This window comes from Lutibacter sp. Hel_I_33_5 (genome assembly GCF_007827455.1).
In the GTDB taxonomy this organism is placed as follows: domain Bacteria; phylum Bacteroidota; class Bacteroidia; order Flavobacteriales; family Flavobacteriaceae; genus Polaribacter.
The window spans coordinates 1,037,255-1,051,909 of the sequence record NZ_VISM01000001.1; the positions used below are offsets into that span (position 1 = coordinate 1,037,255).

The window sequence follows — 14,655 nt, forward strand, 5'->3', positions numbered from 1 at the left end:
AATTCTTAATAGTTATTCTTGATTTTCATTTGAATCATTTTCAATTTCCGTGCCATTTTCATTTTCTTCTTCAATTTCTTCTTCTTCATGCATAACCTTTGCGACAGCAGCAATACTGTCTGAATCTTTAATGTTAATTAATTTAACGCCTTGTGTAGCTCTACCCATAACTCGTAAATCCTCAACTGCCATTCTAATAACAATACCTGATTTATTGATTATCATTAAATCATTAGAATCATCAACATTTTTAATGGCCACTAAATTACCTGTTTTTTCTGAAATATTCAAAGTCTTCACTCCTTTACCTCCTCTATTAGTAATTCTATAGTCTTCTAACTTAGAACGTTTCCCGTATCCTTTCTCAGAAACTACTAGAATATTACTTTCCATATCGTTTACAGCAACCATACCAATTACCTCATCTTTATCGTGTTGTAACGTAATTCCTCTAACACCGGAAGCAGTTCTTCCCATCGGTCTTGTTTTCGCTTCTTCGAAACGAATTGACTTTCCAGACTTTAAAGCAAGCATTACTTGGCTATCTCCTGTAGTTAATTTAGCTTCTAAAAGCTCATCTCCTTCTTTAATAGTAATTGCATTGATACCGTTTGTTCTTGGTCTAGAATATTGCTCTAAAGACGTTTTCTTAACCTGACCTCTTTTGGTAGCCATAATAACATAGTGACTATTAATATAGTCTTCGTCTTTTAAATCTTGTGTTACTAAGAATGCTTTTACTTTATCATCTTGTTCAATATTAATAAGGTTTTGCATTGCTCTACCTTTGGTATTCTTCCCTCCTTCTGGGATTTCATAAACGCGCATCCAGAATACTTTTCCTTTTTGAGTAAAGAACATCATGTATTGATGATTTGTACCAACAAACAAGTGCTCTAAGAAATCTTCATTTCTTGTTGCAGTTCCTTTTTGACCTCTTCCTCCTCTATTCTGAACCTTATATTCATCAAGATTTGTACGTTTTAAATATCCAGCATTAGAAATTGTTACCACAACTTTAGTATCAGGTATCATATCTTCGATACTCATATCACCACCTGCGTAATCAATTACTGAACGACGATCATCTCCATATTTATCTCTAATATGAATTAATTCATCTGTAATAATTTGATAACGTCTAGGTTCATTAGATAAAATATCTTTTAAATCAGTAATCGTTAACATAATTTCATCAAACTCTGCACGTAACTTATCTTGCTCTAATCCTGTTAACTGACGCAAACGCATTTCTACTATTGCTTTTGCTTGAATCTCAGTTAATTCAAAACGAGTAATTAAACTTTCTCTTGCTTCATCAGCATTAGAAGAAGCTCTAATAATTTTAATTACTTCATCAATATTATCAGAAGCAATAATTAATCCTTCTAAAATATGTGCTCTAGCTTCGGCTTTCTTTAATTCAAATTCTGTTCTCCTAACAACAACTTCATGTCTATGTTCAACAAAATATTGTATTAATTGTTTAAGATTTAATTGTTCTGGTCTCCCTTTTACAAGTGCAATATTATTGACACTAAAAGAAGTTTGTAATTGTGTATACTTATATAATTTATTTAGAACGATATTTGGAATTGCATCACGTTTTAGAACATACACAATACGCATTCCGTTTCTATCAGATTCATCTCTAATATTAGAAATACCTTCTAGCTTTTTATCATTTACTAACTCAGCAGTCTTTTTAATCATTTCTGCTTTGTTAACTTGATATGGAATCTCAGAAACAATGATACATTCACGTCCTTTTACTTCTTCAATTTCTGCTTTTGCACGCATTACAATACGTCCTCTACCAGTATGAAAAGCATCTTTTACACCTTCATAACCATAAATGATTCCTCCAGTAGGAAAATCAGGGGCTTTTACATGTTGCATTAATTCATCAATCTCTATATCGTTATTTTCGATATAAGCAATCGTTCCGTTTACAACCTCAGTTAAATTGTGTGGCGCCATATTAGTTGCCATACCAACAGCAATACCAGAAGCTCCGTTTACTAATAAATTAGGAATACGTGTTGGTAAAACTGTAGGTTCTTGTAAGGTATCATCAAAATTCAACCGATGATCCACCGTATCTTTTTCAATATCAGCTAACATATCTTCTGATATTTTCTGCATTCTAACCTCTGTATAACGCATTGCTGCAGGAGAATCACCATCAACAGAACCAAAATTCCCTTGACCGTCAACCATCATATAACGTACACTCCAATTTTGAGCCATACGCACCATTGAATCATACACGGATGTATCACCATGCGGGTGATACTTACCTAAAACTTCTCCAACAATTCTTGCTGATTTCTTATACGCTCCAGTTGCTTTAATTCCTAATTCATGCATTCCAAAAAGGACTCTTCTATGTACGGGCTTTAAACCATCACGCACATCTGGTAATGCTCTTGAAACGATCACCGACATTGAGTAGTCGATGTACGCAGATTTCATCTGCTCTTCAATGTTAATCGGAATTAACTTTTCTCCGTCTGCCATAAAGTATATTTTTAATATTTAGTTACAATTTCTTATGTTAAAAAAGTGAATTTTATCAATCGTAAAACTCACTTCAATTTCCTTCAAAAAAAGGATGATTTTTCAATCCAATGCAAGATAGTTAATATCCCAGTATTATCAATAGTTTCAAAAGAAAAAATACCCTATAGTTATTAACATTTTTAGTGAGTTTTTAACAGTTGAAATTCATTATAAAAAACCATCATTTTCAGCCCCTATTTTTCAGTCATTTTGGCATTAAAAAATAGATGGCATCTTTTTTGTAATTCTTTATCAAAATTTTCTACTAACTTTACATCAGATAGAATTAAAAAATATGGACGATAATTTTTCACCAAAAGTAAGAGATGTCATCACTTTCAGTAAAGAAGAAGCGCTACGTTTAGGGCACGATTTTATTGGAACTGAACATTTATTACTTGGTTTAATTAGAAAAGGAGAAGGAAAAGCAATTGAAATCTTAGCTACTTTCGATTTAGATTTTAATTTAATACGTAAGAAGTTAGAGCAATTAAATCCGTCTAATCCTACCTTTGAAGAAAATAAAAAGAAGAGCTTACACTTAACACGTCAAGCCGAAAAAGCAATTAAAACTACTTTTTTAGAAGCTAAACTTTATCAAAGTGATGCAATAGATACAGCACATTTATTATTATGCATTTTACGTAATGAAAATGATCCAACAACTAAGTTGCTACAGAAATATGATGTTAGTTATGATGAAGCTAAAGCTTTATATAAAGAACTGCATGTAGAAGATCAAGAAATTGATTTACCGATAAATCCAATAGCAGAAAATCAATCTGATGATGAGTTTGCAGAGGAAAAAAATAATCCTTTCGGTGGCGGACAGCAAGCACAAAAAGGAAAAGCTGCTAAAAAATCTAAAACACCAGTTTTAGATAATTTTGGACGTGATTTAACAGCATTGGCAGAAGCTAATAAATTAGATCCTGTAGTTGGTAGATTAAAAGAAATTGAACGTGTTTCGCAAATATTAAGTCGTAGAAAAAAGAACAATCCAATGTTGATTGGTGAACCTGGTGTTGGTAAATCTGCCATCGCAGAAGGTTTAGCCTTGCGAATTGTAGATAGAAAAGTATCTAGAATTTTATTCGACAAACGTATTGTTTCCTTAGACTTAGCAAGTTTGGTTGCTGGTACAAAATACCGTGGTCAGTTTGAAGAGCGTATGAAAGCCTTAATGAACGAGCTTGAGAAAAATGAAGACATCATTTTGTTTATTGATGAAATTCACACCATTGTTGGTGCTGGTGGAGCAACTGGTTCTTTAGATGCATCAAATATGTTAAAACCTGCGTTAGCTCGTGGAGAAATACAATGTATTGGCGCTACAACGCTAGATGAATTTAGAACAAATATTGAAAAAGATGGCGCGTTAGAACGTCGTTTTCAAAAAGTAATAGTAGAACCTACAACGGTAGAAGAAACTACACAGATTTTACATAATATTAAAAGCAAATACGAAGAGCATCATCATGTAAATTATACGGATGAAGCGATTGAAGCTTGTGTAAAGTTAACTAATAGGTATATGACGGACAGATACTTACCAGACAAAGCGATTGATGCTTTAGACGAGGCTGGTTCTAGAATTCATATTACCAATATTGTGGTTCCTCAACAAGTTTTAGAACTTGAAACAGAACTAGAAAGTATAAGAGAACGTAAAACAAAAGCAGTAAACGGACAGAAATATGAAGAGGCTGCCAAGTTACGTGATGATGAAAAAAATATGGAAGCTGCCTTAGACTCTGCACAAAAACAATGGGAAGACGATTCTAAATTAAATAGAGAAGTTGTTACCGAAGATAATGTTGCTGAAGTAGTTTCTATGATGACCGGGATTCCTGTAAATAGAGTTGCAGAAGCAGAAAGTCATAGATTGGCAGATTTACCTAATATGATAAAAGGTAAAGTTATCGGTCAAGATGAAGCGGTTACTAAAGTGGTAAAAGCGATACAGCGTAATAGAGTTGGATTAAAAGATCCTAACAAACCAATTGGTTCGTTTATTTTCTTAGGATCAACTGGTGTTGGAAAAACACAATTAGCTAAAGTTTTAGCACGTGAATTATTTGATTCTGAAGATTCTTTAATTAGAATTGACATGAGCGAATACATGGAAAAATTCGCTATTTCTAGATTAATTGGTGCACCTCCGGGCTATGTTGGTTACGAAGAAGGCGGGCAATTAACGGAAAAAGTAAGACGTAAGCCTTATTCAGTTATTTTATTAGACGAAATTGAAAAAGCGCATCCTGATGTGTTTAATATGTTGTTACAAATTTTAGACGACGGACACATTACTGATAGCTTAGGGCGTAAAATTGATTTTAGAAATACCATCATTATTATGACGTCTAATATTGGAGCTCGTCAAATAAAAGATTTCGGTGGCGGCGTAGGTTTTGGTACAGCTTCTAAAACTGCACAAGCAGACGAACATGCAAAAAGTATTATAGAAGGAGCGCTTAAAAAATCATTTGCTCCAGAGTTTTTAAATAGAATTGATGATGTTATTGTGTTTAATTCTTTAGAAAGAGAAGATATTCATAAAATCATTGATATTGAGCTAGATAAATTACTGAATCGTATTTTAGATTTAGGCTATACATTAAATCTAAGCGAAAAAGCTAAAGATTATATAGCTGACAAAGGCTTTGATAGAAAATATGGTGCTAGACCTTTAAAAAGAGCCATACAAAAGTATATTGAAGATGCTTTAGCCGAAGAAATAGTAAATGCTAAGCTAGATGAAGGCGATACAATTTCTATGGATTTAAATGAGAAGGACAACAAACTGACCATTAAAATTAAAAAAGGCAAAAAGCCCAAAGAAACACGAACAGAAACAGAAGTTGATGAATAACTAAAATCCCAAACGAAAGTTTGGGATTTTTTTATGCATTTAGGTTTATTTGTTTTTAAATTTAAAATAGTATAAATTCGTTTTTGGTTGATATATCGAATTGAAACTGGACATATCTTAATCCGTTGTGGTGCATAAAAAACACCTGCCGTTAAGATAAATTTAAACGAATTAAAAGAAAATATATGGGATATTTTTGGGCTACATTTTCAAAAAAGAATGATAATTATTATCGGTTTGACACACGGGTATACTTCGACACAATTGATAAAATTGATGATAATGATATATGTATTGGAGCAGTTGTTGGAAAAAATCCAGGAAGTGCATTACCTGAGAATTTAATTTTAGATACTCCTTGTAAAATTAATTTGTCTGGAGATAAGTTACTTCCAACACTTAGAAATATATTGAAAAAAGCGAACCCTTCACTTGGAGGAAGACAGTATGTGCAGGTGTTAAACTTATTCTATCTGTGCAACCCCAATTTATCAGAAGCAATATCTGATTATAAAAAAGAAGATATAAGTAAAATTGAGATTACTTGTGGTAAAGAACAGTCAAGTTTTAATTGGCTTTGGTTTTTATGGGGTGGTAATGATAATCAATTGAATGATATGAAAAATCGATTTAAAACAGTAAAAGCAACCAAATATTTCTACCTGAACAACAATGATAAAAAGATGTACTCGGATTTCCCTCAAAATAATGTTTGTGCAAAGCATACACAAGGGATGACACAAGATTTAGTAATACCATATTTAAAAACACTAAGTAAAATACCGTGTAAAATTAATTGATAAATTTAACCTATTTACGAATATCTTCACGATTTTTTTATTCGATTTGGATTTGTTAAATTAGGTACTTAAAACACCTAACTAACCTCTTCCAAAACGAAACTACCCAAATAATTCACCAACTTCAACAGTAAGATTATCTATAAAACTTTCTGAGGTTTTAATATCGTTATGTAAGACTCTGTCTTCTTCTACAATAGACACTTCTTGTCTAAAAGAATTAACAAAAGATTGTATTAAATCAGAAGTTTTTAAATCTCTAAAATGTAAGGCTTGTGAGGCATTTAATAATTCAATTGCTAACACCGTTGTAATATTATCTACTACTCTTTTAATTTTTGTAGCTGCATTTGCCCCCATAGAAACATGATCTTCTTGTCCGTTACTTGACACAATAGAATCTATACTTGATGGTGTACAATATTGCTTAGTTTGCGATACAATACTTGCGGCGGTATATTGCGGAATCATAAAACCACTATTCAATCCAGGGTTTGCTACTAAAAAAGAAGGCAATCCTCTTTCTCCAGAAATTAATTGATAAGTTCTTCTCTCAGAAATCGACCCTAATTCTGCCATTGCAATCGCTAAATAATCTAACGCTAATGCCAAAGGTTGTCCGTGAAAATTCCCTCCTGAAATAATAGTATCTTCTTCTACAAAAATATTTGGATTATCGGTTACCGAGTTTATTTCTGTCAATAATGTTTTAGCAACAAAATCTAAGGTGTCTTTTGTTGCGCCGTGTACTTGCGGCATACATCTAAAAGAATACGGATCTTGCACATGTACTTTATCTTGTTTAATTAATTCACTTCCTGCTAAAAATTCAGTAATTCTTTTTGCCGTTTTTAATTGTCCGTTATGCGGTCTAATTAAATGAATTAATTCATTAAAAGGTTCTACTCTTCCGTCAAAAGCTTCTAAAGAAACTGTACCAATTAAATCTGCTAAATAAGATAACTTGTACGATTTTATTAAGTTAATAATTCCGTAGGCACTCATAAACTGAGTTCCGTTTAATAAAGCTAATCCTTCTTTAGATTTTAAATTTATTTTCTCCCAGCCAAATTTTTCTAACATTTCAGCTCCTGAAATTTTTGCTCCGTCTACATACACTTCGCCTAAACCAATTAAAGGCAATGCTAAATGTGCCAGTGGCGCTAAATCGCCAGAAGCTCCTAAAGAACCTTGGGTGTAAATTACTGGAAGTAAATCGTTATTATAAAAATCGATTAATCTATTTACCGTTGCCAATTGTGCTCCAGAATGACCATAACTAATCGATTGAATTTTTAACAACAACATTAATTTCACAATCTCTTTTGGAACTTCTTCTCCTGTACCACATGCATGGCTTTTTACTAAATTTTCTTGTAATTGCTGTAAATGATCTTCACCTATTTTAACATTACATAAAGAGCCAAAACCTGTATTTATTCCGTAAATAGGTGCAGAATGTGTTTTCATTTTTGCATCTAAATAAGCTCTACATTTTTCTACTTTAAGAATAGCCTCTTCCGATAAAATTAATTGCTTGTTCGTAAAAATAACATCATAAATAGTTTCTAATTCTAGTCTGTTGGAATTGATATGATGTAGCTTCATTTATAAATATTTACGTACTCAAAAATCAACAAAGAAATCAATATATGCAACATATTTATAAGAATTTTAAAATTCTATCTACTATATTTGCTTAAAAATTAATAATATCACAATAATGAGAAAAGTACTGCTATTTTTAGTTGCATCAATTTTAATTATTTCATGTAAAGAAAAGCCTTTAAATGATTTTGTAAGCCTATCTGGTAAATTTGAAAATATCCCTGATAGCACATTAACAATCAATGGTAAAAATTTAAATAAAGAAATCAAAATTAATAAAGATGGTACTTTTAAAGATACGTTAAAAGTTGAAAGCCTTGGATATTATACCTTAAGAACTTCTTCTCAAGTAAACATTCCTATTTATTTAAATAATGGATACGATTTAAAAATTAATGCTGATGCTAATGACGTTATTAACAGCGTAACATATGAAGGTTATGGTGAAGATTCTAATAATTTTACGACTGCTCAAATAGTTTTTACAAAAAAAATGGGAGATCCAAATGAGTTTTTCTCACTAGAGAAAGAAGCATTTGATACTAAAATTAATGGGCTAAAAGCTGAATATGAAACTATTTTTAATACCTATAAAAATATTGACAGTTCATTATTAGCAAGTTCTAAAACACAGAACACTCGTTTTTTCGATTATTTCACTCAAAATTACGAGAGAAATCATAGTGCAGCTAAAGCAAAAGCATTGGCTATGGCAAAAGTTGCTGTAGGAAATCTTTCGCCAGCTTTTACAGATTATGAAAACTATAAGGGTGGAAAAAATTCTTTACCAGATTATAAAGGAAAGTATGTTTATATCGATTTATGGGCAACTTGGTGTGGCCCATGTATTAGAGAAATACCTTCTTTAGAACGATTAGAAAAAGAATATCATGATAAAAACATTGAGTTTATTAGTATTTCTATCGATAATAATAATCGTGCTGGAACTTGGGAAAACGCACATAAAAAGTGGAAAGACTTTGTAAAGAAACGTAACTTAACTGGCGTACAACTTTGGGCAGGAAAAGACACTCAATTTCAATCAGATTATCATGTAACTGGAATTCCAAGATTTATTTTAATAGATGATAAAGGTAAAATTGTTAGTAATAATGCTCCAAGACCTTCAAATCCTAGTTTAAAAACTTTATTTAACGAATTAGGAATCTAAATCTAAAATGACAATAAACAGAAAAGCACAATTCTAAGAATTGTGCTTTTCTGTTTTATATAACTTTCTATAGTTTCTATTCTTTATAAACACCCATATCAGCGTATTTCTCCATTCTAGAAGTAACTAATTGTTTTTGTGTTAAATCTTTTAATTCATCAAAAGCTGTTAAAATTTGATTTTTCACTGCCTCAAAAGCGCCTTCTCTATTTCTGTGTGCTCCTCCTAGTGGTTCTTTTATAATAGCATCAATTAACTTGAGTTTTTTCATATCATCTCCTGTTAATTTTAATGCTTCTGCAGCTTGCTCTTTATATTCCCAACTACGCCATAAGATAGAAGAACAAGATTCTGGTGAAATAACTGTATACCAGGTATTTTCCATCATGTATACTTTGTTTCCAACACCTATGCCAATTGCTCCTCCCGAAGCACCTTCACCAATAACGATGGTAATAATAGGTGTTTTTAAACGTGTCATTTCTAGAATATTTCTTGCAATTGCTTCTCCTTGCCCACGCTCTTCTGCTTCTAATCCTGGATAAGCTCCTGGTGTATCTAATAAGGTAACAACAGGAATTCCGAACTTTTCAGCCATTTTCATTAAACGCAATGCTTTTCTATACCCTTCTGGATTTGCCATCCCGAAATTTCTATACTGACGCGTTTTTGTATTATATCCCTTTTGCTGACCAATAAACATAAATGATTGATCACCAATTTTACCTAAACCACCAATCATAGCTTTATCATCTTTTACATTTCTATCACCATGTAATTCCATAAAAGTATCTCCACAAATTGCATGAATATAATCTAATGTATACGGTCTATTAGGATGACGAGACAACTGAACACGTTGCCAGGCAGTAAGGTTTTTATAAATATCTTTTTTAGCTTTATCAAGCTTTCTTTCTATCTTTTTACAAGTAGCAGTAACATCAACTTCGCTATCTTCTCCTATTTCATAACACTTTACCAATTGTTCTTCTAACTCTTTAATTGGCAATTCGAAATCTAAATATTCCATGTTCTAATAGTTATTTTAATAAACTAATTTGAGTTGTTTGTGGCAACAAACATACTATAAAATTTGTATTGAAAAGCAATATTTTTTTAACTTTTTCAAATGATTATTCTACTATTTTAGTCTTCTTTTTCATTCTATTTTTTATAATACCGTTTAATAATACTACAAAAAGCACAATAAAAGCTCCATAATAAAAAGCAGGTTTCATCTGTTCTTTTTCACCAAAAACAAGCAAGGCCAATATAATTGCATAAACTGGTTCTAAATTAATGGTTAACATTACGGTATAGGGTGATAAATATTTCATCACTTTTACAGAAGCAATAAACGCATAAGCTGTACAAAAACTACTTAAAATTAATAAATACATCCAATCTTTTGATGACAGTATAAAAAAGTCAACAGAAAACTTACCAGTAAAAAGTAGTAAAACAGTAATTGCTAAAACACCGAAAAATAATTGATAAAACGATATGATATTTGCATTATACTCTTTGATATATAAGCCGTTTAATACAGCAAACAACGCTGATAAAAACGATGATATTAGTGCGTAAATAATTCCTAATCTATAATCTGACTCAAAATTAAAAATGATATATAATCCGCAAATAACTAATAATCCTAGTAGAATTTCTACTGGTTTTATTCTACGTTTAAAAAAGAAGGGTTCTATAAATGATGTAAAAAATGCACCTGTACTCATCATTACTAAAGCTACTGAAACAGTTGAAACTTTAATCGCCTTAAAAAAAGTAATCCAATGTACGGCTATAATAATTCCAGAAATTAAAAACTTTATTAATCCTTTTTTATCAACTTTTAAATCCTTTTTTCTGATTAAAAAATAGATTAGAATAAATAATACAGCTAATAACATTCTATACCAAACTAAAGGAATGGCGTCTATTGTTATTAACGCTCCTAAAATTGCTGTAAAACCCCAAATAAAAACGATGAAGTGTAAGTGTAGGTAATTTTTTAACTTATTTTCTAGCATTAAAATAGAGATAAATAGCCAGTACCCCAAAAACAATATTAGGCACCCATACATATAATAAGGAATTTGCTCCTGCTACAGCTCCTAAAACTTCAGAAACTTTTAGAAAGAAAATATAGATAAACATAATTCCGATTCCTATAGCTAAATTTACACCAATACCTCCTCTTCTTTTTCTAGAAGCCATAGCAACTGCAATAAGTGTTAGTATATATGTTGCTATCGGCAAACTGGTTCTTTTATGTAATTCGACTAAATATGCATTTAAATTTTTTACGCCTCTTTTTTTAGAAATATCGATAAATTTAGTTAATTCATGTGATGGCATTTCTTGTGATAATGCCGATTTATAAACTAAATCTTTTGGTGTAAATGCAAAAACAGTATCTAGGTTAGTTCCATTAAAAATACTATCATTTTTCTCAAATACTTTTCTAATACGATAGGTCGATAATTTAAAAGTACTATCTTTTTTATTCCATTTAATAGTTTCGGCAGAAAGTTTAGACTTTAATTTTAATCCATCATAGACTTCTGATGAAAAATTATATCCTTGATTCCCTTTTAAATTAAAATTATGAATATAAATATAAGTACTATCGGTAAGTTGCAGGCTAAATTCCTTAACATTTTTATCTGCATAGGTTTGTTTTTTTAAATAAGTGTTTTCAAATTTCTTTCTAATTTTACTACTACTTGGCACCACAAAATGATTCATTACTAATGCTAAAATTGTTATCAAAGTTGCACCAATAAAATATGGATATAAAAAACGTGTGAATGATATTCTTGCACTTGTAATAGCAACAATTTCAGTATTGTTTGCCAGTTTAGATGTAAATAAAATTACAGCAATAAATACCGCCAACGGCATAAAAGTATTGGCATAATAAATAACGAAATTCTTATAATATTCATCTAAAACTTGAAGAAGCCCTAGATTATCGTGATATAGAAATTTATCAATCTTTTCTGCTACATCAATTGCGACAGCAATCGGAATAAAGATTAATAAGGTAAACAGAAAACTTACCAAATAACGTTTTAATATGTACCAATCTAATTTTTTCAAATTACAAACGTTTGTCCATTTGTTTTACCATTTTGTCTTTCCATTGAGTAAAATCTCCTGCTAAAATATGTTTTCTAGCTTCTCGGGTTAGCCATAAATAAAATCCAAGGTTATGAACTGAAGCAATTTGCTTTCCTAACATTTCTTTTGCTGCGAATAAATGACGTAAATATGCTTTAGAATATAACGTATCTACATAGGTTATACCCATATCATCAATAGCAGAAAAATCATTTTCCCACTTTTTATTTTTAATATTAATCGTTCCATGCGCAGTAAATAGCATTCCATTTCTTGCATTTCTAGTTGGCATCACACAATCAAACATATCAATACCCAAGGCTATGTTTTCAAGAATATTTATCGGAGTTCCTACTCCCATTAAATATCGTGGCTTATCTTCGGGTAAAATTGCAGTTACCACTTCTGTCATCGCATACATTTCTTCTGCTGGTTCTCCTACTGATAATCCTCCAATAGCATTTCCTTGTGCTCCAGCATTTGCAATATATTCTGCGGATTGTTTTCTTAAATCTTTATAAGTACTTCCTTGAACTATTGGAAAAAATGTTTGCTCGTATCCATATTTAAATGGTAGTTTTTCTAAATGGTTAATACATCGATTTAACCATCTATGTGTCATATGCATCGATCGTTTTGCATAATTATAATCACACGGATATGGTGTACATTCATCAAACGCCATGATTATATCTGCACCGATAGTTCGCTGTATTTCCATCACATTTTCTGGCGTGAAAAAATGCATAGAACCATCAATATGACTTTTAAACTTTACACCTTCTTCTTTTATTTTTCTTCTTCCTGATAAAGAATACACTTGATATCCTCCGGAATCAGTTAAAATATTTCTATCCCAATTCATAAATTTATGCAAACCTCCTGCCTGTTCTAAAATAGAAGTTTGAGGACGTAAGTATAAATGATAGGTATTTCCTAATATAATATCAGGATTTATTTCATTTTTAAGTTCTGTCTGATGAACACCTTTTACAGTACCTACTGTACCTACTGGCATGAAAATTGGTGTTTCTATGGTACCATGATCTGTTGTAATAACACCAGCTCTGGCTTTACTTTTTGGGTCTGTACTCTTTAAATCAAATATCATTGAACGCAAAGATAAAGAAATGGTAACATGTAAAAACCCAAAAAGATATTAAATAACAAAGGGATTTAATAATAAATTCTTAAATTTATGAATTCAAATTTTGAACCCAATAACCGTAATCGTATGAAAATTAAATTACTATTAATAATTAGCTGTTTTTGTTTTGCTTTAACGGCCAATTCACAAAAAAGAAAATGTGCTCCTATTAATGATATGAGTGTCTATTTATCGAACCCAGAAAATTTAAAAGCACATCAAGCAAATGAAGCTTTTATAAAAAAGTGGGTAAACGATAAAAAAAATAATAGAATAAAAAAAGAAGTAATTACTATTCCAGTAGTTGTTCATGTTGTATATAGAACAGAGGCTCAAAATATTTCTGATGCTCAAATTAAATCTCAAATCGCAGTTTTAAATGAAGATTTCAGAAAATTAAATTCTGATATTAGTGTTGCTCCTGCTGCATTTTCAGAAGTTTCAGCAGATATAGAGATAAATTTTGCTTTAGCCAATAGAGATCCTGATGGAAATACTACTACAGGTATTACAAGAAGAATGACTACTACCGTAGATATTGGTAAAGCTCTAACTGGAGCTGACTCAAATGTAAAAAACACAAATACAGGTGGAACTGACTCATGGGATGTTTCTAAATACTTGAATATTTGGATTGCAGAAGCAGGAAAAGAAGGAGGAAGTGATATTTTAGGGTACGCTAGTCCTCCACAAGCTAGTTCTACTCTACAAGCATTAGCTGATCAAGATGGAGTTGTAATAATATCTACAGCTTTTGGAAATACTGGTACAGTTCAATCACCTTTTAATCTTGGAAGAACGGCAACACATGAAGTTGGTCATTATTTAAATTTAATACATATTTGGGGTGATGGAGATTGTAATGTAGATGATGAGGTTGTTGACACACCTCCACAGGGGGCTTCTACTTCAGGGTGTCCAGTTTTCCCAGTTACTAGTGGAGGCACACATTGTGCTGCTGCTCCTAATGGCCCAATGTTTGTAAACTACATGGATTATTCTAATGACGCTTGTTTAGTCATGTTTACTCAAGGACAAAAAACAAGAATGTTAGCTGCTTTAGCGGGTCCAAGAATAGGTTTAAAAACATCTAATGGTCTTTCTGTTAAAGATTTTAGTGCTGATTTCAATCTTAGTATCTATCCAAACCCTAGTAAAGATAATATCAATTTAACTTATAATAATTTATTAGCTAGAAATGGTGGTGATGTTTTAATTTATGATATTACAGGTAAGGAAGTTTTACAAGAAAAAATTAATAAAAATCAGTTTAGTAAAAGCATTAATGTTAGTAAATTAACTAACGGAATTTATTTCCTTAAAATTAATTCTGATAACAAAAACTTAGTTAAGAAAATAATTATTGAATAAA

10 protein-coding genes are annotated in these 14,655 nt (G+C 31.2%); 4 read left to right on the forward strand and 6 right to left on the reverse strand.

The window, feature by feature from the left end; translation table 11 throughout:
• Positions 1-12: 12 nt before the first annotated feature.
• Complete coding sequence (gene gyrA / locus OD91_RS04535) at positions 13-2,520, reverse strand: DNA gyrase subunit A (RefSeq protein ID WP_144895205.1); 2,508 nt, start codon at positions 2,518-2,520, stop codon at positions 13-15.
• A gap of 337 nt (positions 2,521-2,857) precedes the next feature.
• On the opposite strand from gyrA, the gene OD91_RS04540 reads away from it, so the two are divergent.
• On the forward strand, positions 2,858-5,434 hold the full coding sequence (locus OD91_RS04540) for an ATP-dependent Clp protease ATP-binding subunit (RefSeq protein ID WP_144895206.1): 2,577 nt from the start codon (positions 2,858-2,860) through the stop codon (positions 5,432-5,434).
• A gap of 185 nt (positions 5,435-5,619) precedes the next feature.
• On the forward strand, positions 5,620-6,234 hold the full coding sequence (locus tag OD91_RS04545; RefSeq protein ID WP_144895207.1) for a hypothetical protein: 615 nt from the start codon (positions 5,620-5,622) through the stop codon (positions 6,232-6,234).
• A 102-nt stretch (positions 6,235-6,336) separates the two neighbouring features.
• On the opposite strand, the gene hutH is transcribed toward OD91_RS04545, so the two are convergent.
• Positions 6,337-7,842, reverse strand: coding sequence for a histidine ammonia-lyase (hutH, locus tag OD91_RS04550; RefSeq protein ID WP_144895208.1), 1,506 nt, complete (start codon positions 7,840-7,842; stop codon positions 6,337-6,339).
• 115 nt (positions 7,843-7,957) lie between these two features.
• Here hutH and OD91_RS04555 point away from each other — a divergent pair, with 115 nt between their 5' ends.
• A complete protein-coding gene (locus OD91_RS04555; protein WP_144895209.1) occupies positions 7,958-9,013 on the forward strand; it encodes a TlpA disulfide reductase family protein in 1,056 nt (351 codons plus the stop codon).
• Positions 9,014-9,089: 76 nt separating this feature from the next.
• Here the strand turns inward: OD91_RS04555 and OD91_RS04560 are convergent, their stop codons facing one another.
• From OD91_RS04560 to tgt, 4 genes are all read right to left on the reverse strand, one after another.
• Positions 9,090-10,043 carry an acetyl-CoA carboxylase carboxyltransferase subunit alpha gene (locus OD91_RS04560; protein WP_144895210.1) on the reverse strand — a complete coding sequence of 318 codons (954 nt, stop codon included), beginning with the start codon at positions 10,041-10,043 and terminating at the stop codon, positions 9,090-9,092.
• A gap of 103 nt (positions 10,044-10,146) precedes the next feature.
• Complete coding sequence (locus OD91_RS04565) at positions 10,147-11,043, reverse strand: DMT family transporter (RefSeq protein WP_144895211.1); 897 nt, start codon at positions 11,041-11,043, stop codon at positions 10,147-10,149.
• Complete coding sequence (locus tag OD91_RS04570; RefSeq protein ID WP_144895212.1) at positions 11,030-12,115, reverse strand: LptF/LptG family permease; 1,086 nt, start codon at positions 12,113-12,115, stop codon at positions 11,030-11,032. The genes OD91_RS04565 and OD91_RS04570 overlap by 14 nt, the downstream gene beginning before the upstream one ends.
• Position 12,116: 1 nt before the next feature.
• A complete protein-coding gene (gene tgt, locus OD91_RS04575) occupies positions 12,117-13,247 on the reverse strand; it encodes a tRNA guanosine(34) transglycosylase Tgt (protein WP_144895213.1) in 1,131 nt (376 codons plus the stop codon).
• Positions 13,248-13,370: 123 nt separating this feature from the next.
• Here tgt and OD91_RS04580 point away from each other — a divergent pair, with 123 nt between their 5' ends.
• A complete protein-coding gene (locus tag OD91_RS04580; protein ID WP_186434406.1) occupies positions 13,371-14,654 on the forward strand; it encodes a T9SS type A sorting domain-containing protein in 1,284 nt (427 codons plus the stop codon).
• Position 14,655: the final 1 nt, after the last annotated feature.